19 protein-coding genes and 1 tRNA gene are annotated in these 22507 nt (G+C 66.8%); 14 read left to right on the forward strand and 6 right to left on the reverse strand.

What is annotated here, in order from left to right; all coding sequences use genetic code 11:
- The first annotated feature begins 3 nt into the window (after positions 1–3).
- Positions 4–444 (forward strand): hypothetical protein, encoded by a 441-nt coding sequence (locus ABDJ40_RS06210; RefSeq protein ID WP_347607601.1) that lies wholly within the window; start codon positions 4–6, stop codon positions 442–444.
- 12 nt (positions 445–456) lie between these two features.
- Here the strand turns inward: ABDJ40_RS06210 and ABDJ40_RS06215 are convergent, their stop codons facing one another.
- Positions 457–2358, reverse strand: coding sequence for a diguanylate cyclase domain-containing protein (locus ABDJ40_RS06215; RefSeq protein ID WP_347607604.1), 1902 nt, complete (start codon positions 2356–2358; stop codon positions 457–459).
- Between the two features lie 210 nt (positions 2359–2568).
- Here ABDJ40_RS06215 and ABDJ40_RS06220 point away from each other — a divergent pair, with 210 nt between their 5' ends.
- Complete coding sequence (locus tag ABDJ40_RS06220; protein ID WP_269632497.1) at positions 2569–2973, forward strand: antibiotic biosynthesis monooxygenase family protein; 405 nt, start codon at positions 2569–2571, stop codon at positions 2971–2973.
- A 103-nt stretch (positions 2974–3076) separates the two neighbouring features.
- Here the strand turns inward: ABDJ40_RS06220 and ABDJ40_RS06225 are convergent, their stop codons facing one another.
- Positions 3077–3703: a hypothetical protein gene (locus ABDJ40_RS06225; RefSeq protein WP_347607608.1), complete on the reverse strand. Its 627-nt coding sequence runs from the start codon at positions 3701–3703 to the stop codon at positions 3077–3079.
- Positions 3690–4232, reverse strand: a complete 543-nt coding sequence (locus ABDJ40_RS06230) for a hypothetical protein (protein WP_347607611.1) — start codon at positions 4230–4232, stop codon at positions 3690–3692. Before ABDJ40_RS06230 ends, ABDJ40_RS06225 begins: the two co-directional genes overlap by 14 nt.
- 153 nt (positions 4233–4385) lie before the next feature.
- Between ABDJ40_RS06230 and ABDJ40_RS06235 the strand changes: the two genes are divergently transcribed.
- The 9 genes from ABDJ40_RS06235 to ABDJ40_RS06275 all read left to right on the forward strand — a co-directional run bounded on the left by ABDJ40_RS06235 (position 4386) and on the right by ABDJ40_RS06275 (position 10842).
- Positions 4386–4802, forward strand: a complete 417-nt coding sequence (locus tag ABDJ40_RS06235) for a hypothetical protein (protein WP_347607614.1) — start codon at positions 4386–4388, stop codon at positions 4800–4802.
- A 44-nt stretch (positions 4803–4846) separates the two neighbouring features.
- On the forward strand, positions 4847–5782 hold the full coding sequence (locus ABDJ40_RS06240; RefSeq protein ID WP_347607617.1) for a branched-chain amino acid transaminase: 936 nt from the start codon (positions 4847–4849) through the stop codon (positions 5780–5782).
- A 49-nt stretch (positions 5783–5831) separates the two neighbouring features.
- A complete protein-coding gene (locus ABDJ40_RS06245) occupies positions 5832–6038 on the forward strand; it encodes a zinc-finger domain-containing protein (RefSeq protein ID WP_347607620.1) in 207 nt (68 codons plus the stop codon).
- Between the two features lie 10 nt (positions 6039–6048).
- On the forward strand, positions 6049–6498 hold the full coding sequence (locus tag ABDJ40_RS06250; protein ID WP_269632503.1) for a YybH family protein: 450 nt from the start codon (positions 6049–6051) through the stop codon (positions 6496–6498).
- Positions 6498–7511, forward strand: a complete 1014-nt coding sequence (locus tag ABDJ40_RS06255; RefSeq protein WP_347607623.1) for a YheT family hydrolase — start codon at positions 6498–6500, stop codon at positions 7509–7511. Before ABDJ40_RS06250 ends, ABDJ40_RS06255 begins: the two co-directional genes overlap by 1 nt.
- 128 nt (positions 7512–7639) lie before the next feature.
- A complete protein-coding gene (locus ABDJ40_RS06260) occupies positions 7640–8635 on the forward strand; it encodes an ABC transporter ATP-binding protein (protein ID WP_347607626.1) in 996 nt (331 codons plus the stop codon).
- Positions 8632–9393, forward strand: a complete 762-nt coding sequence (locus ABDJ40_RS06265; RefSeq protein ID WP_347607629.1) for a hypothetical protein — start codon at positions 8632–8634, stop codon at positions 9391–9393. Before ABDJ40_RS06260 ends, ABDJ40_RS06265 begins: the two co-directional genes overlap by 4 nt.
- A 49-nt stretch (positions 9394–9442) precedes the next feature.
- On the forward strand, positions 9443–9991 hold the full coding sequence (locus ABDJ40_RS06270) for a DUF2946 family protein (RefSeq protein ID WP_347607632.1): 549 nt from the start codon (positions 9443–9445) through the stop codon (positions 9989–9991).
- Positions 9992–10059: 68 nt separating this feature from the next.
- Positions 10060–10842 (forward strand): hypothetical protein, encoded by a 783-nt coding sequence (locus tag ABDJ40_RS06275; RefSeq protein WP_347607635.1) that lies wholly within the window; start codon positions 10060–10062, stop codon positions 10840–10842.
- Positions 10843–10891: 49 nt separating this feature from the next.
- On the opposite strand, the gene ABDJ40_RS06280 is transcribed toward ABDJ40_RS06275, so the two are convergent.
- Positions 10892–11437, reverse strand: coding sequence for a c-type cytochrome (locus ABDJ40_RS06280; RefSeq protein ID WP_347607638.1), 546 nt, complete (start codon positions 11435–11437; stop codon positions 10892–10894).
- Between the two features lie 185 nt (positions 11438–11622).
- Between ABDJ40_RS06280 and ABDJ40_RS06285 the strand changes: the two genes are divergently transcribed.
- From ABDJ40_RS06285 to ABDJ40_RS06295, 3 genes are all read left to right on the forward strand, one after another.
- Positions 11623–13200 (forward strand): DUF1800 domain-containing protein, encoded by a 1578-nt coding sequence (locus ABDJ40_RS06285; protein ID WP_347607641.1) that lies wholly within the window; start codon positions 11623–11625, stop codon positions 13198–13200.
- Between the two features lie 9 nt (positions 13201–13209).
- Positions 13210–14511 carry a DUF1501 domain-containing protein gene (locus ABDJ40_RS06290; protein WP_347607644.1) on the forward strand — a complete coding sequence of 434 codons (1302 nt, stop codon included), beginning with the start codon at positions 13210–13212 and terminating at the stop codon, positions 14509–14511.
- 56 nt (positions 14512–14567) lie between these two features.
- Positions 14568–14642: transfer RNA gene (locus ABDJ40_RS06295), tRNA-Arg, on the forward strand.
- A gap of 274 nt (positions 14643–14916) precedes the next feature.
- Here the strand turns inward: ABDJ40_RS06295 and ABDJ40_RS06300 are convergent.
- Together ABDJ40_RS06300 and ABDJ40_RS06305 are read right to left on the reverse strand one after the other, a co-directional pair.
- Positions 14917–15942, reverse strand: coding sequence for a hypothetical protein (locus ABDJ40_RS06300; RefSeq protein WP_347607647.1), 1026 nt, complete (start codon positions 15940–15942; stop codon positions 14917–14919).
- 65 nt (positions 15943–16007) lie between these two features.
- Positions 16008–22355 carry an ATP-binding protein gene (locus tag ABDJ40_RS06305; RefSeq protein WP_347607650.1) on the reverse strand — a complete coding sequence of 2116 codons (6348 nt, stop codon included), beginning with the start codon at positions 22353–22355 and terminating at the stop codon, positions 16008–16010.
- Between the last annotated feature and the right edge of the window lie 152 nt (positions 22356–22507).

A 22507-nucleotide genomic window follows, 5' to 3' on the forward strand; every position in this document is an offset into this window, starting at 1 on the left:
CTCATGACCGACTCTGCCTCCGAGCAGCGCCAGCACACGCGCTTCGACCTGCCCGCCGCCCAGCAGGACGTCGCCACGCTGCCGGGCTGGATCTTCAAGCCCGTGCAGTTCACCCGCGGCCCGGCCGGCCTGGTGCTCAACATCAGCAATGGCGGCCTGCAGGTGCTCACCAGTGCCACCGAGATGCTGGACCACGGCCCCTACGAGGTCGTGCTGCTGCTGGGCCAGCCCGATGCCCATGCGGGCGAGGACGAGCAGGTGTCCTGGTTCAACGGCGTGCTGGAGCGCGCCTGGACCCGGCCCCTGCCCGGCATGGGCCATCTGCATGGCATGCGCTTCCTCTCGGCCAACTCCACCGCCGAGAAGTTCCTGGCCGGGCACCGCGAGGATCTGGCCGCCGGGCACTGGGTGCGCTGCGTGCTGCTGCAGGCCAAGGCGGGCTAGGCACAAGGCGGCTCAGCCGCCGGTGGTGCCCAGCAGCAGGCGGCCTGCGCGCTTGCTGGCATACATGGCGTCGTCAGCGGCCTTCTTGAGGCTGTGCTCGTCCTCGCCATCCTCGGGGTACATGGCCAGACCCACGGAGCAGGTCAGCTCCAGGCTCAGATCGCCCAGCTGCAGGGGCTGGGCGACGAGGTTGTAGATCTTCTCGGCCACATGCCGGGCACTCTCGCGGCTGACCGGGCCGCACAGCAGCACCAGGAACTCGTCTCCGCCGATGCGCCCGACCACATCGGTCTCGCGCACCGCAGCCTTCAGGCGGCGGGCCATGGCCTGCAGCAGCTCGTCGCCCACCGCATGGCCGTGGATGTCATTGACGGGCTTGAAACGGTCCAGGTCGACCAGGATCAGGCCCAGGCTCTCGCGGTAGCGCCGGGCATGGGCCAGGGCCTGCTGCAGGCGCTCGGAGAAATGCGCGCGGTTGGCCAGCTCGGTCAGGGGATCGTGCCGCGCCAGGAAATGGATCTGGGCCTCGGACTGGCGGCGGGCATCGATGTCGGACAGGGTGCCGATCATCCGCAGGGGATCGCCGCCCTCGTCGCGCTCGACGATGCGGCCGCGCGCCAGCAGCCAGCGCCAGCCACCGCCCTCGGCCCGCACGCGGTACTCGACCTCGAAGGTGCCGGGGCCGCCCTGGATGCAGTCGCGCAGGCGCTGCCGCAGCTGGACGTGGTCGTCCGGATGGACCAGGGGCAGCATCTGCACCAGGCGCGGCTCGCCGGCGGCCAGGGACCAGCCCATCAGCGCCTTCCAGCGTGCGGTCGTGACCAGGGCGTCGGCCCGCATGTCCCAGTCCCAGACGCCATCACCCGCCCCCTCCAGGGCAAAGGCCCAGCGCTGCTCGCTCTCGCGCAGCGCCCGCGTCATGCGCTGCGCCAGGGCCTGGGCACGCTCGCGGGAGCCCGCCAGGGCCCAGGCCAGGAGGGCCAGCAGCAGGCTGCCCAGGCCGCCCAGCAGGCCCAGGACGAGGGGCTCGCCCAGGCGGGTCAGGGGTGCGTAGTCGGGCTGGACCAGCAGCTGCAGGGTCCAGGCCTGGCCGCCGCGATGCAGGCGCTCCTCGCGATGGCGCTGGCCCCTGGCCGGCACCGCCGCCGCCGGGTAGATCTGCGGCGGGTCCTGGAGGCCCTCACCGTCGAAGAGCCGCAGGCTCAGGCCGCGCGGCATCTGGGCCTGCAGGGGATCCATCAGGGCGGCCAGCGCCACCGGCGCCAGCACCCAGGACTCGAGGCGACGACCGCCATCCGGGAACGAGCGGAACAGGGGCTGGACCAGCACGAAGCCCAGGCTGCGCCCGAGGCGCCAGCTGCGCAGGTCCAGGGCGGGGCTCAGCGCGACCTGGCCGCTCTCCCAGGCTCGCTGCAGGGCCGGCTGCAGCAGGGCCTCGCGCCAGAGGTCGGGCGGCTGCCCCAGCTGGCCGGGCCCCGGCAGCAGCGGCCCCAGCAGGGCTCGCGGGCTGGCCTTGTCGTCCACCGCGCGGCCCGGCATCCAGCGCACCAGGGCCAGACCCTCCAGGCCCGCGTGCTCCGCCCCCAGTGGCAGGGCCTCCATGAAACGCCCCAGCCGTGCTTCATCCAGGCTCCGCCCGGTGAGGACCGGCTCCTGCGTCTGGGCCAGGGCATGGACGGCGGACAGGACCTGCTGCAGAGCATCGAGGCGGTGGGACAGTCGCTGGCCGGCGGCGTGCAGGGCGGCGTCGAGGTCGCGCTGCAAGGCCTGCTCCGCTTCCTCGCGCTCGTGGGACCACAGGCCCAGGCTCAGCATCAGGCCCAGCAGCAGGATGGCCCAGGGCAGGCCCTGCGCCAGATGCGGCCCCCGGCGCCAGCGCGCACGCCAGCGCAGCAGACGCCGCCGCAGGCTCACGCGGCACCTCGCCGGCGCCGCGACTGCGCGTCCTGATCCCGCCCGCACTGCTCAGCCATGCCTCACCTCCGACGTCGCGCCGCGGGCCGGCGCCCGGGCTCTCGGAATCACGCCCTGACCACCACGCCCTGAGCATGAAGCCCTGAAAGCCGCGTGGAACGGACACGGTCGCACAGAATACGCCTGTCTCCGACACAACCCAAGCTGACGATGATCAAGCCTGCGCAGCCCGATGCCCGCCCCTCTGAGCCCCCGCCCGCTGGCTTTGCCGGGCGCTTTCCAACGCCTTACGTCGCGGTGATCTTCACCAGCCAGCGCAGCGCGCCAGACGCGGCCTATGACGCCATGGCCACGGCCATGGTGGAACTCGCCGCCCGCCAGCCGGGCTATCTGGGCGCCGAGAGCGCGCGGGGCGCCGACGGCCTGGGCATCACCGTCTCGTACTGGACGGACGAAGCCGCCATCGCCGCCTGGCGTGCCGAGCTGCGCCACCAGGCCGCCCGCGACACCGGACGCCTGCGCTGGTACCGTCATTACGAGCTGCGCGTGGCTCGCGTGGAGCGCGCCTACGGCTGGGATGCCGACGAAGGGCCGGCAGACCCGCTGCTGGGCTGAGCAGGCCGCGAAGCGCCGAAAGGCGGCTCGGGCCCAGCGCGGCGCGGCTCCCTGGGGGTCAGGTCGTGCCCCCCGGAGCAGGCCTGCCGGCTCGGGCGTTTGCTCAGTCCTGGCAGCTGAGCGGACCCGCCTCGATGGCGTAGTCCAGCGGCAGGTACCAGCGGGTGCGGGCCAGGCTGTGCAGGTCCAGGGCGTCGATGCGCAGGCCTTCGGTGGCCAGGCAGTAGCGCAGGCGCAGCGCCGGGCCGTCGGCGGGCCAGAGCATCACCAGCTGCTGCGGCCCGAGCGCCTGCACGCGCACCGGTGCGTCGGTCCACAGGCCGATGAAGGGGGTCTTCAGCGCGGCGACATCCAGCTGGGCCAGGGGCTGAACCGCCTGGCCCGGCCCGGTCAGCTCGGCGGGTTCTTCATCGTCGGACGCCAGCAGCGGCACCGAAAGCTCGCCCTGCGCTTGCGACGGCCTTGCGGCCCGGGCCTGCCAGCAGCAGGCGGCCTGCGGGCCGTCCAGTTGCGGCAGGAGGCGCAGGGCGTGGCCGCGCTGGGGCGCCGTGCTGCCCTGTGCCGCCGGGGCAGCGGGCGCATAGCGCAGCCATCCGCCGCTGAGCCGCCCGTCCAGCAGTCCCCATTCGGCACTCCAGGCCGGCAGGGCCAGCCCCAGAGAGAGACCCAGTGCCAGGGCCCCGCGGGCGATGGCGTGGGCCGCCTTGCGGCCATGATCAATGACCATCATCGGACCAGTGCGGCGGATCGGAGGCCAGCTTGTGCACGCCGTAGCCGGCCCCCAGGGTGTGGAGTTGGGCGGCCGTGGTGAGCGTCTGCGCCTGGCCGCTGGCATTGTTGACGCTCTTGTTCAGGTAATGGGTGATGTTCATGTCGATGGCGCGCCCCTCCGTGTGGCGGGAGCTCAGCGCGGGCCGGTAGACGATGCCATAGCCGGTCACCATCTGGGCCGCTGCCTGGCGCGCCTGCTGCAGCTGCGTCTGGCCCTGGGCATTGCGGTGGGTCCAGTCGATGTCCACTCCGTCCATGGCCGGCACGGTGGCCGGGTCGAGCTGCTCCTGGGCGATGCGCCAGGCATAGTGCATCAGGTAAGCCCGCTCGGGCGGCCGCAGCGTGGCCGCGATGCTCACCTGGGCGCCGGCATCCCGAAGTGCGGCGATGAAACGGCTGACCGCAGCGCTGAAATCGGCGCTCAGGTCACCCACGCTGGTGCTGGTCGGGAACTGCTGTACCCATGTCGGGCCACTGACCGTGCTCATGACTCTCCTCCCCGTCTTGTGAGAATCCCTGTCCGCCACTCCGTGGTGGCCTTCAAGGCCTGCCGCGCACTCTAGCGGGTAAGTACGGATGGCACCCATCCACTTTGTGAGCAGAGGTAAACCCACCCCGGCGCCAGGCGCTAGCATCGCGGCATGAATGCATGGATTGGATCGGCCCTGGCCCTGGCGGCCCTGGTCATGGGTGGGGTGCTGATGGGCTGGCAGGGCGTGATCCTGGCCCTGACGGTGATCGTGTTCTGGCTGCTGCTGCAGTTCAGCCGCCTGATGCGGGTGATGCAGGCGGCCAACGGCGCGCCGCTGGGCCGCATCGACAGCGCCGTCATGGTGCAGTCCCGCCTGCACGAGGGCATGAAGCTGGTGGACGTGCTGCCGCTGACCCGCAGCCTGGGCGCCAAGGTCGAGGGCCGCGAGGAGGCCTGGGCCTGGACGGACGCCGGCGGCATCCGCCTGGTGCTGCAGTTCAGCCAGGGCGCGCTGCAGCAATGGGAACTGCTGCGGCCGCCTGAACAGGGCACGCCGGCCGGTGATGCCGGGTCGGGGGCGACATAGAATCCCCGGGTCAACCCTCAAGTCCCCCCGAGCAAGGAGCCCCCATGTCCATGGACGATCGCGACGGCAAGATCTGGATGGATGGCCAGCTGGTCGACTGGCGCGATGCCAAGATCCATGTGCTGAGCCACACCCTGCACTACGGCTGCGGCGCCTTCGAGGGCGTGCGCGCCTACAAGACGCCCCAGGGCACGGCCATCTTCCGCCTGCGCGAGCACACCGAGCGGCTGTTCAACAGCGCCAAGATCCTGCGCATGAAGATCCCCTTCACGCTGGAGCAGGTCGAGGACGCCCAGAAGGCGGTGGTGCGCGAGAACGCGCTCGAGAGCTGCTACCTGCGCCCGCTCACCTGGATCGGCTCCGAGAAGCTGGGCGTCAGCCCCAAGGGCAACCGCATCCACTTGATGGTCGCCGCCTGGTCCTGGGGTGCCTACCTGGGCGAGGAGGGCCTGAAGCGCGGCATCCGCGTCAAGACCAGCTCCTACACGCGCCACCACGTCAACATCACGATGACGCAGGCCAAGGCGGTGTCCAACTACACCAACAGCATCCTGGCCAATATGGAAGCCACGGACGACGGCTACGACGAGGCCCTGCTGCTGGACGCCTCGGGCTTCGTCTCCGAAGGCGCGGGCGAGAACCTCTTCGTGATCAAGAACGGCGTGGTGTACACGCCCGACCTCTCGGCCGGCGCCCTCAACGGCATCACCCGCAACACCATCTTCCACATCTGCCAGGACCTGGGCCTGAAGCTGGTGGAGAAACGCATCACCCGCGACGAGGTCTACATCTGCGACGAGGCCTTCTTCACCGGCACCGCCGCGGAAGTGACGCCTATCCGCGAGCTGGACCGCATCGAGCTGGGCACCGCTGACTATGTGGGTCGGCGCGGGCCCATCACCGAACAGATCCAGTCGGCCTTCTTCGACATCGTCAACGGCCGCAACCCCAAGTACGCGCATTGGCTGAGCCTGGTCTGAGTCCAGGCCCGCTACCAGCCACAAGAAGCAAGAAAGAAGAGAAGTTCCCATGAGCGAAGCCAAATCCGTCGTCGAAGTCCTGGCCAAGGACGTGCAGGGCCCTGGCGTGGTCGCCTGCCCCAATCCCAAGATGCCGCTGTGGAGCAACCACCCGCGCGTCTTCATCGACGTCACGCATGACGAAGGCGGCAAGTGCCCCTACTGCGGCACCGTCTATCGCCTCAAGGATGGCGAGCACCTGCACGCCGCCCACTGAAGGCCGCGCGATGCAACGCCCCAAGGCGCAGACCGCCGCGCTGATGGCCTCTCCCGAGGACATCGAGCAGCAGTTCTACGAAGCCCTGCAGCACGGCGAGCTGGACCGGCTGATGGACATCTGGGCGGACGAGGACGAAGTCTCCTGCGTCCATCCCGGCGGCCCGCGCGTGGTGGGCCTTGCGGCCATCCGCACGGCCTTCGAGACGGTGTTCCAGCAGGGCCCCATCGCCGTCACGCCAGAGCGCGTGCGGCGCCTGCACACGGGCGACACCGCCATCCACCAGGTGCTGGAGCGCGTGCAGGTGGAAGGGGCCGACGGCGTGCAGAGCGCCTGGGTGATCGCCACCAACGTCTACCTCAAGACCTCGCAAGGCTGGCGCATGGTGCTGCACCATGCCAGCCCCGGCACCGGTCACGACATCCAGGAAGTCGTGCAGGAGCCGACCATCCTTCACTGATGGACTTCCGCGCGCCCTGGTGGCAGCCCGGCGGACAGGTCCAGACCATCTGGCCGGCCCTGTTCTCGCGCCGGCATTTCGGCAAGCCCCTGGCCTTCCAGCGTCAGCGTTGGACCACGCCCGACGGCGACTTCATCGACGCCGACTTCCTGCTGGAGCCGCCCCCGACGAGCCGCCATCCCCGCGCCGAGCCGCCTGCGCCGCCTCGCGATGAGGGGACCATGCTGGTGCTCTTCCATGGCCTGGAGGGCAGCTCGCAGAGCCACTACGCCCAGGCCTTCGCCGACGCCGCGCGGCGCCGCGGCTGGCGCTTCGTGATCCCGCATTTCCGTGGCTGCTCGGGCGAGCTGAACCTGGCCCCGCGGGCTTACCACTCAGGTGACTATGCCGAGATCGGCTGGATGCTGGAGCAGGTGCGCCGCCAGCACCACGGGCCGCTGATCGCCGCGGGCGTGTCCCTGGGCGGCAATGCCCTGCTGCGCTGGGCGCAGGAGGCCGGCGAGACGGCCCGCCAGACCGCCAGCGCGGTGGCCTCCATCTGCTCGCCCATCGACCTGGCCGCCTCGGGACGCGCCATCGGCTGCGGCTTCAACCGGCACGTCTACACCCGCATGTTCCTGCGCACCATGGTGCCCAAGGCCCTGCGCAAGCTGCAGCAGCATCCCGGACTCTTCAACGGCCAGGCCCTGCGCGAGGTGCGCGACCTCTACGAGTTCGACAACCTCTTCACCGCGCCCCTGCACGGCTTTCGCAACACCGAGGACTACTGGGCGCGCGCCTCGGCCAAGCCCCAGCTGCCGCGCATCCGCCTGCCGGCCCTGGTGCTCAACGCCCGCAACGACCCCTTCGTGCCGGCGGCCTCCCTGCCCGCCGTGCAGGACGCCGGCCCCTTCGTGACGCTGTGGCAGCCCGAGCATGGGGGCCACGTCGGCTTCCCCGGCGGCCGCTTCCCGGGCCATGTGCTGGCCATGCCGGAGCTGGTCTGCCACTGGCTGGGGCAGCGCCTGGCCTGAGCGCCCGGCCGGCCATTCGCCGGCTGACACGACCATCCATGACGTGCCAGGCGCCATTCGCCCGCTTGCTCATGCACCCATCTCACCTGCCGGCTAGCATGGCGCCGCCGTGAACGAGGAGGGCAGACATGCGCGGGACACCGATCCCACCAGCAGAGGGGACCGCCCCCCTGCTGCAGCTGGAGCAGGCCAGCAAGCAGTACCGGCGTGGCGGCAGCGCCGTACAGGCGTTGCAGGACTTCGAGCTGTCGCTGCAGCCGGGCGAGGTGCTCGGCCTGCTGGGCCCCAATGGGTCGGGCAAGACCACCCTGGTCAAGCTGCTGACCGGCTTGTGCGGTGCCGATCACGGCACGCTGCGCTGGCGCGGCGGCCCCGCCCGCCGCGCGGGCCTGGGCGGCCCCCATCTGCGAGAGATCGGCGTGCTGCTGGAAGGGCGCGGCGCCGCCTATGAGCGGCTCAGCCCCCTGGAGAACGCCCGCTACTTCTGCGAGCTGCGCGAGACCCGCTTCGATCCCGCCCACTTCCGCCACATGGCCGAGGCCCTGGGCCTGGACGATGTGCGCGCGCCCATCCGCCAGCTCTCCACCGGCAACAGGCTCCGGGCCGCCCTGATCGGCGCGCTGATCCACCGGCCCGCGCTCGCCCTGCTGGACGAACCCACCCTGGGCCTGGACCTCGAAGGCGTGGAGCGTCTGCACGCGCTGGTACGCCAGGGCACACAGGAGGGCCAGACCTTTCTGATCAGCTCGCATGACCTGCACTTCATCGAGCGCCTGTGCCCGCGCATCGTCTGCATCCACCAGGGCCGCAAGCGCTTTGACGGCCCGCGCGAGGCCTTCGTCCACCTGCCCCATCCCTACCGCCTGCAGGTCCGCCACGCGGCGCCCTGTCCGGCCTTGCCCGACTGGCTGGCCGGGCGCCGCTGGGAACGCCAGGACGAGGACTGGACCCTGGCACTGAAGGACCCGGCCGAGCTCATGCGCCTGATGGCGCTGTGGTCCGACTGGCTGGCCGCCAGCGAGCAGCTGCAGCTGCGCCGCATCGACCTGCGCGAGCACTACCTGGAGCACCTCGAACAACTGACGGGGGCCCGCACCGCCGCGGCCCCGGAGGCACGGCCATGACCCGCCTGTGGAGACATGCCCTCAACGAGGCCCGGCGCGACCTGTGGCTGGCGCGGCGCTACTGGGTCGAGACCCTGCTGGGCCTGGGCTTCGTGAGCAGCCTTTTCGGCGGCCTGGTCTATGCCGTGCTCAAGGCCAGCGGTCAGAGCCTGGACTCGGGCCGGGCCGATGGCCTGATCGCCGGCTTTGCGCTGTGGCTCTTCGCCAGCGGCGCCGCTCATGCAGCGTCCAAGGAGATCATCGAGGAAACGCGCCAGCGCACCCTGGAGCAGCTCAATCTGGCGCCGCTGAGCCTCGAGGCGCTGATCGCGATCCGCCTGGTGCTGGGCCTGGCCGTGGGCCTGGGGCTGCTGGTGCTGAGCCTGCTGCTCATCGGCCTGCTCACCGACGGGCGGGTGCAGGTCTCGTCCGGGGCGCTGGCCCTGGCCCTGCTGGGCTGCCCCTCGCTGGCAGGCATCGGCTATGCCCTCGCGGGCCTGAGCCTGCTGGTCAAGCGTGGCGAGCTGCTGATGGTGGCTGCCTATCCCCTGGTGATCGCCCTCGTGTCGCTGCCCGCCTACCCGGTCTCCGGGCTGGCCTGGCTGCCCTATGCACTCGCGGCGGCGGGCGCACGGGCGGCGGCCACCGGCAGCCTGCTGTCGGCCGAGGTGTGGGGCTGGGTGGCGCTCAACAGCGGCGCCTGGCTGGCCCTGGGCCTGCTGTGCTTCCGCGCCTGCCTGGCCCGCGCGCGACGGCTGGGGGTGCTCGGACACCTCTGAGGATGGGGACATCGCCTCCGGCCAGGGATGCGGGTCCTACACTGCCGCCATGGATGACATCGTCAAGGCGGCCCTCAAGAAGTGGCCCAACGTGCCTCACTGCTATGACTGGCTGGCCCTGGACGCCCGCGGCGACTGGTACATGCGCGACGAGCGCATCCAGGCGGCCGGCCCCTTCCCCCAGGTCAAGGGCAGCCGCATCACCCATGACAAGCTGCAGGAGTTCATCCACCGCAACTACCTGCCCGACGAGCGCGGCGCCTGGTTCTTCCAGAACGGGCCGCAGCGGGTCTACGTCACCCTGGAACTGACGCCGCACATCTGGCGCCTGCACGGGCAGGCAGACGGCGGCGGCCCCCGCATCTACAGCCACACGGGCCCGGAGGCCACGCTGCTGCACAGTTGGCTGGATGAGCGGGACCGCCTGCTGCTGAGCGCACGCCTGCCCGGGCTGGAGGCGCCGGTGCTGGGCCTGGTGCACAGCCTGGACATGGGCCTGGCCGCTGAGGCCGTGGAGCAATCGGCGTGGGCACCGGCCAGCGCGTCCTTGGAAGCCCTGTGCCGGGAGCACGGCGTGGTGCGGCACCCGCAGCCCTGAGCGGCCGCGCCCTCCGCCCCGATCTCCTCGCGCTAGACTCCGCCGCACCCCCACCTACCGCAGCATCAATGGCCGCCTCACCAGGCTCCAGGACAAGACCCGGATGGCATTGGCTGGCCCTGGCCGGCCTGGTCTGCGCACAGAGCGCCGCGGCGCTGCAGGTCTGCGTGGGCGACGTGGCCGTGCCACCCTTCCTCAGTGGCGACGCCAGGAATCCCGGCATCACCGAACGGCTCATGATGGACGCCGGCCGCCACCTGGGAATGCAGGTGGAACTGCTGCGCTGGCCTGCCCGGCGCTGCTTCGAGCAGATGCGCCTGGGCACCGTGGAAGCCGGCGTGGGCGCCGCCATCCCCGCCAATCAGCAGGAGTTCGATTTCCCGGGCGGCGCCTCCGTCGATCCGCAGCTGCGCATCGCCCGGGCCGCCATCGTGCTGGTCAGGCGCCAGGACCAGGCCATCGGCTGGGACGGCAGGCATCTGGAGCGGCCCGCCAGCGGCCCCCTGCGTGTCGGCGCCCGGGCGGGCTTCCGTGCGGCGGTCGAAGCCATCCGCCGGCTGGGCCTGGAGCTGAGCCCCGGACCCAACCAGTCCCTGCAGGTCCTGCGCATGCTTCAGCTGGGGCGCCTGGACCTGGCCGTCCTGGTGCAGGACGAGGCCGACACCCTGCTGGCCCGGCCCGAGTTCCGCACCCTGGTCCAGATGGACCCACCCCTGCTGGTCAGCGACTTCTACGTCATGACCATCCGCCAGCTGCCCGAGTCGCAACGCCAGCAGGTGCAGCGCTGGTGGGAGCTGATGGCCCAGTGGCGGGAGCTGCCCGCCTACCGGGCCCCCACCGCCAGCCCATGAAAAAAGCCGCCGGTCTCGCGACGGGCGGCTTCTCGGAAAGCGCGGGGCTTCAGTTCGCGGCCGAGGCGGCGGGCGCCGGAGCCTTGGGCTCCTCGAACTTGGCGCCGGCGTTGTTGGCCATGTAGACCACGGCACGGGCGATTTCGACATCGCTGTGCTCGCCACCGCCTTGGGGGCTCATGGCGTTCTTGCCCTTCAGGGCCGAGTTCAGCAGAGCTTCGAGGCCGGTCTTGATGCGCGGGGCCCAGGCGGCGGCATCGCCAAGCTTGGGAGCGCCCATGGCACCGGTGCCATGGCAGGCCGCGCACTGGGCCTGGAAGACCTGCTCACCCGTCTTCAGCGCGCCGGCGCTGGAGGCGTCCTTGAGCTCGATGCTGCCGACCGGCTGGATGCGAGCGGCGATGGCCTGCTCTTCCAGGCCGACGCTGCCTGCGGCCGGCTTGGTGTCCGCCGTGACGTAGTTGGCCAGCAGCACGATCACGAAGATGGGCACGACGAAGGCAAAGAACACGGCCCAGGCCAGTTGCTTGGGGGTCTTGATCGGACCTTCGTGGCTGTCGGCGTGGCCGTGGTCTTGATCCTGGTGTCCGCTCATGAAATCCTCGTTGACGTCGGCAATTTGGAAAATGCTTGGGGCAAGGCCTTATCAGGCGCAAAGCCGCGGGATTATAGGCCGCACCCTTCCGGCACAGAGCTTTACCGGCGCGACAAATGCCGCGAACGCCACAAGCCCATGATGAGAACCCGTATGGTCAGCTTCCACACTTTGTGTCTCCACCCATGAAGTCCCGCCTGTCGGATCCGCGCCGCCGCCATCTGCTGCTGGGCTGCGGCGCCCTGCCCCTGATGGCCGCCCTGCCCCGCCCCGCTCACGCCCAGGCCCTCCCGGGCACCCCTGCTGCGCGCCAGGAGCCCCTCGGCGACGAGGAGCGCGCCCACCACGCCCTCAAGCGCCTCGCCTATGGGCCGCGCCCGCAGGACGTGCAGGACATCCAGCGCCTGGGCGCCGCGCGCTGGCTGGAGGGCTTCCTCCAGGCCCAGTTGCAGCCCCTGCCCCTGCCGCCCGCGCTGGAGCGGCGCCTGGCCGGCCTGGCCACCTGGCAGGAAAGCCAGGGTGAGCTGGGCGAGCGCTTCCGCCGGGCGCAGCAGCTGCAGCGCGAGGCCAAGGCCGCCGGGCCTGCCGCCTCTGCCGCGGACCCCGGCCCTGGCGCCCGCCGCGAACTGGTCCGCCCCGTGCTGCTGGAGGCCCAGTCCCAGCGCCTGTGGCGGGCCCTGGAGAGCCCGGCCCAGCTGCAGGAGCGCCTGGTCGAGTTCTGGTTCAACCATTTCAACGTCTATGCAGGCAAGAACGCGGTGAGCGTCTACGCGGGCGCCTATGAGCGCGAGGCCATACGCCCGCACCTCCTCGGCCGCTTCCGCGACATGCTGGGGGCCACGGCCAAGCACCCGGCCATGCTGATCTACCTGGACAACCACCTCAGCGTCGCCCCCGGCTTCCAGCCCCGGCGCGCCAACGCGCGCAGCCAGGGCCTCAACGAGAACTACGCCCGCGAGCTGATGGAGCTGCACACCCTGGGCGTGGACGGCGGCTACACCCAGGCGGATGTCACCGAGCTGGCCCGCATGCTCACCGGCTGGACCCTGGACCCCCGCGGCCTGGGCCGCAGCCGCGACCTCTTCGTCTTCGACCCCCGCCGCCATGACCATGGCGAGAAGCAGTGGCTGGGCCAGCGCATCCGCGCCAGCAGCCCGCGCGAGGGGCAGGCCGAGGGCGAGCAGGCGCTGGACATCCTCGCCCGCCACCCGTCCACCGCCCGCCACCTGAGTCGCAAACTGGCCCAGTTCTTCGTGGCCGACGAGCCGCCCGCAGCGCTGGTCGAGCGCCTCGCCCAGGTCTTTCTGCGCAGCGACGGCGACCTCCGCCAGTGGACCGAGGCCCTGGTCCAGGCCCCCGAGTTCTGGAGCCCCGCGCAGTGGCAGGCCCAGTTCAAGACGCCCTATCGCTACCTGCTGTCCGCCCTGCGCGCCGTGAATGCGCAGGTGGATGAGCCCGCGCTGCTGCTGCCCCTGCTGTCCCAGGCCGGCCAGCCGCTCTATGGCTGGCAGACGCCCGATGGCTACAAGTCCACCGCTGCCGCCTGGCGCGGTCCCGAGACCCTGACCCAGCGCGTGCAGTTCGCCAGCAGCCTGGCCGAGGGCCGCCTGGGCCGGCGCTGGGGCGCGGACACCCGCCCGCAGGCCCTGTTGGCCACCCTGGGCCCCAGCCTGCAGGCACAGACCCGCGCCGCCTTGCAGGGCGAGTCCCCGAGCGCCCAGGCCGCCCTGCTGCTGGCCAGCCCCGATTTCATGCAGTGCTGAGGTGATGACATGACTCTGCCCCCGACTTTCCCGACCGGCCTGCATCGACGCGATTGGCTGCTGCGCAGCGCGGCCGCCCTGGGCGGCCTGGCCCTGCCCGCGCAGGCGCAGAACGCGGCCGACGGCCGCCGCCGCCTGGTGGTGGTGATGCTGCGCGGCGCCATCGACGGCCTCAACGTCGTCGTGCCCCACGGCGACCCGGCCTATGCGCGCGCCCGGCCGCACCTGGCCATCGCCCGCCCTGGCGAGGACGGCGGCGCCCTGCCCCTGGACCGCCTCTTCGGCCTGCATCCGGCGGCCAGCCCGCTGATGCCTTACTGGCAGCGCGGCCTGATGGGCTTCGTCCATGCCAGCGGCTCGCCCGACCCCACGCGCTCGCACTTCGATGCGCAGGACTACCTGGAATCCGGCACCCCCGGCCGCAAGGGCACGCCAGACGGCTGGATGAACCGCCTGCTGGCCGGCCTGCCCGGGCCGCACAGCGCCAGCCGCGCCTTGAGCCTGGGCAATACGCCGCCCCGCATCTTTGCCGGCAGCGCGCCCGTCGCCTTCCTGGGCACCGGGCCCAAGGCCCTGGATCCCAAGGCCATCGACCAGGCCCGGCTGCAGCGCGGCCTGGCCAAGCTCTACGCCGGGCAGGATGCGCTCTCGCAGGATTACCGCGACGCCACCCAGTCCCGCCAGGACATGCGCCGCAGCCTCGCGCAGGCCCGGCAGCGTCCGGCCGGCATGCAGGACGACGCCCCCAGCCGCGACCCCAGCGCCGACGCCGGCGCCCCGTCCGCCCGCAGCTTCGCGGCCGATGCCCGCCGCCTGGGCGAACTGATCCGCGCTGACGCCCAGACCCAGCTGGCCTTCACCTCGGTAGGTGGCTGGGACACCCACGTCAACCAGGGCGGCGCCAGCGGCCAGCTGGCCGGCCGCCTGAGCGCTCTCTGTGAAGGCCTGGACGCCCTGGCCCAGGGCCTGGGTGACAGCCTGCAGGACACCGTGGTCGTGGTGATGAGCGAATTCGGCCGCACCGTGCACGAGAACGGCACCGGCGGCACCGACCACGGCCGCGGCAATGCCATGTGGTTGCTGGGCGGCCCCCTCCAAGGCGCCGCCGGCGGCCGCGTGCTGGGCGAATGGCCGGGCCTGGAGGACCGCGCCCTGGCCGACGGTCGCGACCTCGCCATCAGCACCGATTTCCGCCACGTCCTGGCCCCGCTGCTGCAGGGCCACCTGGGCCTGGACGACGAGTCCCTGGCCCGCGTCTTCCCCGCGCTGCCGGCCCGCGGCGCACCGGCCCTGAAGCTCTTGCGCAGCTGAAGCGGCCACTGTCATCGGACAGACCCGCAAGCCGGGTTAGAATCCGCAGCTGGCGTGCGACCGTGGTGAAGTGGATATCATGGAGCCCTCCGAAGGCTTCGTCGCAAGTTCGATTCTTGCCGGTCGCGCCATAGTGATGAGATTGTGTTGGGGTTGTGACTTAGCCCATAAGTTGGCCGGGATGGCCAAGGTTAAGTTAATTTCACTCTGGGCCAGGCTTTGCTTAATTGCGGAGGCTTTCTGCAACCCTTCGCAATCACTTGAAGCTCCTAAGAGCCCTACTTAGCGCATTTGCCGTTAGGGTCCGTCCCTGTGGGCTTGGCTCGCTTTGCCTCGGGTCACAGAACTTGATGCATAAGCAAGGCGCCTATGCCTGATCGCCTCGGCACCAGCCCAGAACACTGGCTATCCGTACATCCTGGCATCGAGCGCGTCGACGTCATTCAATGCAGTTAGGTGCGCTAGCTTGTTGCGGCAGTCGGCGAGCCATTCAGCACGAGTGCGAAGTTCGCCCCTTAGCCCTTGCTTTTGGGCCGCAAACGCCAGCCGCCCAATCTCCAGCTCGTCCAACGAGCGCACCTGGATCCCGCCCAGGTCGAACGGGCAGACCAAGTGACGCTCAAGCCCCTTTAGCAGCTCGCGTCTGCGAACCTCAATCATTGGCAGAAGCTCAGCCGCTTGAGCAGTCCACAGACGCCTCCAGAGCTCCCGCTCTGGATCGCCTTTTTCGACCAAAACGAAAGGGTGCGTCATTCTTGCGCCATCCACCTGGTCAGAACCGCCGACCTCCCAGGCTTCATCTTTGAGCATGGCGTTGTTATCCAGCGCAGCTCGTGCTGCCTTCAGGACCGCATCGACGTCGAAGAGGATTGACTCAGGTTGGGCGGCAAGGTATTCGGCAAGGCCCAAATCCCATAGCGCCAGAGCTGAAATCTGGCGGACCATAAGCTTGTGATGTTTAGGCGGCTTGCGGCTGCTCCGCAGAAGTTGGTCCACGTAAATTAGCGTGTCGTACTCGCCGAGCACGTCGATCCATTGCCTCACCTCAAGCGCTGCCCCTGAGAGATGAAGACATTTCTGTGCAACGCCCCGAACGACAACCAAAAACAAAGGTCTGTCGTCGGAAGGCCGTTGTCGGCTCGCCACCTCAAACTCCTTCAGGAACACGCGCCAGACATCCCAGTTCGTCGCGTCTACGCCTTCAATCACTAGGACAGAGCTGCTATCCAGCTGCTGGCACAGGCTCTCGACGCTCCAGCGTATCCAGCTTTCAGGTTCGATGTACATTTGTTCCGTCACCCACAACAGGGGATCCTGCGGTGCAGAAACGACTAGCCGATGCACACGCCAACGCTGTGTAGCCAACAGATCCCAAACTCCTGCCCCGATTTCTGGAGTGCCGCGGCTTGGCGCCGTCACCGCGACGTTCATGCCTTCTCGCAGTAACTGAACCAATCTGTCGAGAAATAGAGCTGGGCCCGGCAGGGCTTGCCACTTCATTGGGCACCACCGCTAAACACACGCCTCACGAAGGGATCTACCACCCAGACAGATCCTGGATTTCGGGTGACGAGGCCCAAAGGCTCAGCCCATAACAACGCACGGGTTACCGTGTCAGCAGCGAGTTCTCCGTACTCGACTAGGTCGCCCTCGGTGACGCCTTCACCCAGTTCAAGCATCGTTCTTAGAACTCTCTCCCCCTCCAGCACCCCGCCCGTCAGCGCCATCCTGTACTGCTGCTGCGTCTTGGGGTCGTCCAACTCAGCCGCCATACGGTGCATGTTTTGGACGAAATCAAGGGAGTGTGCTGCTCCAGCTTTCATCCGCACGGCGGCTTCGAGGAGCCCGCCCCAATTGCCCGTCAGCTCGTAAAGCCGGTCAGCCTCCTCCACCGGAAGCTGAAGCTCTTCAAGCCACTTACGGACAAATCCGCGTGACCAGGGAAGAATTGACAGCCATGGCTCTACCCACTGCGCTTGGTCGGGAACCGGGGCCGCCAAAGTCCAAAGTTGCATGGGGTCGGCCGCAAAAACCACCGATACGAAGCTCGTTGTTGACCTGAGTGCCTTTAGCTTCGCCCTGGCAGCAAGAACCCATTCAGCATCCCAGGGAACCGTTGCTGGCACAAGCATGACTGTCACGCCTTCTCCAACCCGCCTCTGGACCTCCTTATCGAGCTCCTGCGTGAAAGCCGCACGAGTAGTCGACCTGTCGATCTGCACGAAGCGTCCGGTGTCTGACATGCCGGGTTGCTCGCGCAGCCCCGCAAGAAGGTTGTTGAGTCCAGCGGCTTCACTTCCAGCGACCAACAGCACTGAATTGCGCATCTGGACCACTTCATCAAGCTGCCGGTACGTCAATGGGCTGCGAGCTGGATCGTCAACGCGCCTACCGAGAGCTGGTCGAAAGATCGTTGACTCAAACTCGATGCGGGGTTCGCGCTCGGTGCCGAGAGTGTTCTCGATTTCCTGGCGGCTCCCCAGAAGCAAGAGCACATTGGGATTGCGAAGACTGTAGCGGTCGGATCCCTTTGCAGGACTCAAAACACCCAACTGCACCATCTCCTCAAGGAGAGCCAGAAAGTCCCGTTCGGAGGTAGTCTTGAAACCCTCAGGCCACCATGATGTCGCGCAGTCCCTCCAGAGCGTCGGCCAATCGACACCTTCGGCATGATCAAAACCAGGCGCCAGTGCCTCAAGACCGATCGCGTATGCAATGACCTCGTACCGGTCATCAAGCTGCAGCGTTAGGCGGAACTTGGAACGGATTGCATCACGCAGGGGTCTGCCAGCGAAGACTGACTCAATGTCCGCCTCATCAATTCTGAAGCGGGGGCCAACGAAGTCACGGCGCCGCAGCTTGGATTCACGAAGGTGCCTAAGGAGCTGCGTGCAGTAGAGCTGGATCAAACTCGGGTAATAGTTGGTTTGAGCGAGGATGCGCATCACCAGGCTGCGGTCATCAAATTCAAATCCCGCCGCCTCGATAGGACGTGTAATTAGCTCCTCGGCCGCCCTAATCTCGCGCTCATTCATCAATGGGCCAATACGAACCGCCTCATTCAAATGCCCGAGCGGCTGGTTCGACGTGCTCGCCGTCCGCAGAACGTTGTGAAGTCCGGCAAAAACGACTTTGAACCGGCGCTCCGTCTCGTCCATAAGCTGCTTGAGCCTTCGGGTCTCGGCATAAGAGCTGCCATACCTAGCATCTTGTTCGAAGAAATGGTCGGCCTCATCAAGCAGCAGAAGAATCCGTCGACCTGGCTTGGCTTGTATGAACGCCCTTATTGAAGATAGGAATGCATCAATTGACGCGGGCTTTGCGGTATTTACGGGGGGAATATCCAGCCCGTGGATCTTGAGCTCACGCAGCTTGTCCGCGAGGGACAACCAAACATCAACGGCTGGACGGCGCTCTCCGATTCCCTGGGCAAGCAGGTCCACCCAGATTGCATATCGCTCTTCGGCCGGTTCATGAAATGTTTTCTCAGCACGCCGCAACAAAGCGGTCTTGCCCAGCTGGCGGCCTCCATATATGAAGTAACAGCCACCTTGCTCTTTAACCGCATCAAGCTCGGATGTACGGCCATAGAACATCTCAGGCGGCACGAACCCAGCACTCGCATCGTAGGGTTCGCTGTACGTAAACGGAAGCGCCAACGCAAACCAACTCGCCAGGCGTGACCCTCGCTGAGCCAGCAGCGAAAGCAGAATTGCCTCGTCCAGAAGCAGGAATGACCGTTGGCGCTCCTTCGACAGCTTTGCCAAGTCCGGCCAAAAGCGCGGAGGACTGCGCGTCAAGCTCAAAACAATAGTGGCAGTCTGCTGAGTGCTATCGCCAATTCTCTGAAGCAAATCCTCAGGCGATGCACGATCCCCAAGAACGACCACCCGATAGCGGCCTTGCGCCCGAGAGCCGAAATGTGGAACAGGGCATACCTCGCGGTCGTCTATGGTTTCAGTGAACAAGGTCCATCCCTGCCCGGCCTTATCTTGTTCAAGGCTCCGTACTGACACCCCCAGAGCCTCGAGTACCTTTCGCAGACTCTCTCTGTCGAGCTTATGGCGACCAAAGCCGGTAGCCCAGACCTTATAGACCTCCTCAGCCTCGATTCGGGCCTGCTCGTCACCGTCCAACTCGAAGGAGACAGCGCCGATTGAGCCGCCGTTGCGAATGAGTTTGTCGACTTCAGTACGTTCAAGCCTACCGAGGTTGGCGAGCAGCTCGGTCAGCTGGACAGGGTAGAACTCTGAAAAGAGATCAAGTCGCTGCGTCCGCTCAGGCCACGGCGCAGACCCTTGCCTAACGCGCTGTAGAAGCTCATTGAACGTATGGATGTCGGAACGCTTTAGGGGTGCCTCGACCTCACGCGCGTACTCGGGAGACAGCGCCGGCCGCTCCTTGTTGAAGGCTTGACGAGCCTCTTCGACGCGTCGACTCTTCTCTTGCTCGATGCGCGCTTCCACCGCACGAACACGCTTCGTCGCCACATCGAACCGCATCGTGTCCCGCTGCGCCAGCTCGACAGAGCTGAGCTCGCTTTCGCAGGCAGAACGATCCTCATCGCTCAGGTAGCCATAGGCGAGGCCCACTTCTGATGCTCGGCGAGCGCGCTGTATTTCCTTCTGCAGATCCCGAGCCCATAGCTCCTTTGCTCGCTCGATGGACACGACATCACTGGCCGCATCCTCCGGCATCAGCTGAAGCAAGCGCTCTGCACCGCCGAGGTCGCCTCCTTCAATACGCGCTTGAAGCGCAGCAGAGGCGGGCACTGGTGAGGTGCTCCAACTCTCGAGAGCCCGCAGCAGAACGTCACCCTCCGACTCCACAGCCCAGCTGGGAGCTATGGTTGTGCCCGGGACCATCAGCAGGTCACACGCAAGAAGCTCCATGGGCTGCGGCTCTGCAACAAGCACAGCATCACTCTGCTTAAGCATGTTTGCGATGGCCCTGATCTCCCCTGCAAGCACTTTGCTCGCAGCAGCGACTTGGCCCCAGCCATCGCCCTCCCACTCCGCATCGAGCTCCGAGCACACCTGCTCTGCATGGACGTCAAACGCGGCCTTAAGTTGACCAATCAGCCCGCGCAGACGGCCCCCAGACTCAGAGAACAAAGTTGCTGCAGCGAGCCACCCCTTGGCCATGCTGACTGCTTCGCACGTCGCCACCCAGAGGTGCTCAAGTGCGCCAGCCTCAATATCCTGTCCGCGACGCTGAAGCTGACGCCGGTCGGTATCCCGTAAACGGTCGAAGAACGCGTCGTAGTCACTGAGCTCCTCAATGGCAGCACGGACCGCACCACGCTCTTCCACCGCATTCCGTGCGACAGGCGAAATCAGTCTATGAATACATTCTCCTGGCTTGAGCCAATGGAGCCATACCTTAGAAGCTGGGGCGTATCGAAACTTCTTGCTGGGGGCCCGCTCATAGAGCCAGTCAGAGGTGTCCTTTGAAAGCTGGGCTATGTGCTCGCGCTGTGAAGCCTCATCGGCCGCCGACCCCAACACTGTCCGACCGATAGAAAAGCCAGTGAGCGGTTCACTCAGATCCCCAACCTTACGGACCAAGTCGAGAAGTGCGACGTGACGGCCATCCAGGTGCCGGTAGTGCGCTATTGCGGACGCTCCCGTCGCAGGTGCGAGCACCATGGGCCGCAACGTAGCCGCGATAAGGAGCAAGTTCAGGGCTGTGTGCCACTTCGCAGGAGCATCCCCAGGCTCAAACCATGACGCGTCAATGTCAAGGAAGGCTTCGCCGATCGCAACGGCCAACGGGCCGTCGCTTGCGGCCAATCCTGTCGACAATGCAACACTGCGAAGCAATTCCGGGGGCGGCACCCTAAGATTGGGAGACTGATCGTGTAGCGCGCTTGCATACTGAAACGCCAAGGCCGGCTTGCCCATACGCAGCAAGGTCCAAATTGGGCGACACCTGTCCCCAACTTCGTCCGTGAAGTCGCCCTCAACCGTATCGGCATCCATCACCTCCGGCTTACCGAAATCGCCAGCATCCTTAGATGACGAAAGCTGAGCTGATGCATCGACTGAGGCCTGCTGCAACTCTGGTCCATCTGTTGCTACAGACGGCAACGAGGCTGATGCAAAATCTGCTGCAGGCCCATGAACAGCGGAGACTGCCTGCGCGGCCAATTCGACATCTTTCGACTTGCCCAGCTCGATGCTTTCGGGCGTCGACTCGACGGCGAGCTCATTCGCCTCAGCCCCTAAGACAGGCTTTGGCGGTACCGGACGCCCGTCAACAACAGCCGTAGGCGGAAGAGGCGCTACGAGACCGGCTTCGCCTATGGGCCGCCCTTCATCCGCGCGACTCACTTCACCGTCATCAATTTCAGCGAGTCCAAACTCTCGCTCGGCGAGCTTCACGGTGTAGTTGACACCAGGATCAAACGCGGCACCCCTAGGCGAGGCCGCGGCTAGCACTGCCAACATCGCTTCGGTTTCCCGGCGAGCGGCCTGGCTACTCGCTTCCACAGCACTATCCCTGCGCTTGGCCAAACCGATTCGGAGAGCCAGGCTCACATTTGCGCTCTGCTCGGCATCAAGTCGGGCTATGGCACTCTTGGTTTCGGCAACTTGCGCCTGCGCTACCTGCAACTCGATCGCTGCGCTAGCAAATCTACTCAGGGCTTGCTCAGCATCTGCGGCCAAGGCGCCCACTTCCACGTCATTTGCAGCATCCTTAGCGGCAAGGAGCCATCGCGCAAGCACGCCCTCAAGCTCCTCTGTCCCGAACCAGTGAAGGCCTTCCTGCTGCGTGGCGGTGAGCAATCGGTCGCGCAGCGCATCCAGGCCTGCCTCCAGATCTTCTTGAGGAGAAGCAACCTTTTCAGGCATGAGAGGCAACAACTGGGCTGCGCGCTCGCCCAACGCTACAGCCCTCACCAACAACTCCCGGGCCGGCTCATCAGCCCAGCCGTGGTGAATGGCAGCAATTTCCGCGCCTAGATCCGACCACCAATCGCAAACGCTTGTAACGACACTCGCGGAATCTGCTTCTGATTCTTGAATTGGCATCTCAGAAGTCACCGCCTCTTCTGACGATTGCTCATTGAATGCCGAAACGACCTTCTTTCTCGACAGTGTGTCCAAGCCTTCGAATTCGTCTGTCAAGGCGGGGCACACCGACAGCGCTTGGTCAATGAACCAGCGGGTCCATCCGATAGAGGAGAGCGAAAATACGGCATGCCCAACCTGCACACGACGCTGGTCGTCCAATGCCTCCCATCTACGGAGGTCGGCAAGTAGTCGCGGCCAGAGCATGAAGACACCAAGTGGCATGTCCACTTTGCTGTACTTCCAGAACGTCAATAGCTTCTCGCGTATCCGCGGCCACTCCGGACAGTCCTGGCTGAGTGCCTCTGCATCTTCCTTCAAGTCTGGCCAAGCCGCGTCGTAGCCGTTGAGGAGTTGAACGTCGATCGCATCCGAGTAGTGAGAGCACACAAGGCTTCCACTACGTTGTTTCTCCATGGCACATGACCAGAAGCTACCCCAGCGATGGAACGGCCCCACATAGGTTGCCAGGACAACCCAGTCCTTCTTGAAGATTCTCTTGGCGAGCTTTTGAGCTTGCTCAGCACCAGGCCTTGAACTGGGCTTCTTGTGTCGGCGAACCTTCCGATTCAGCCCCGCCTGGCGCGTCATTAGAGCAATGGCCGCGACAGTTTGATCTTCAAGCTGCACGAGGGATTTGGGCAAGCCATCGACTGGCCCGTGCGCGTAGGGGATTTCTTCTGACTGCATGTCTTCGATCAGGCTGCAAGTTTTTGTGCTCGCGACGGCCTTCTCTGAATTTTTCCAGAGCCTCCCAAAGTCTTTTGGCATAGCTAAAGCCAGCCATCCGCACCGTCGCGCTAGTGAAGTGCAAGCTCCATAGACCGGCCACGACAAGCGCCAGCACTATCACCATGATGTGGGCATTATCAAGCGCCGCCAGGTCCACAGTGATAGGTGTCAACCTCAGGCCTCCTACGTGC

The sequence above is a fragment of the Roseateles flavus genome (assembly GCF_039872765.1).
In the GTDB taxonomy this organism is placed as follows: Bacteria; Pseudomonadota; Gammaproteobacteria; order Burkholderiales; family Burkholderiaceae_C; genus Roseateles_B; species Roseateles_B flavus.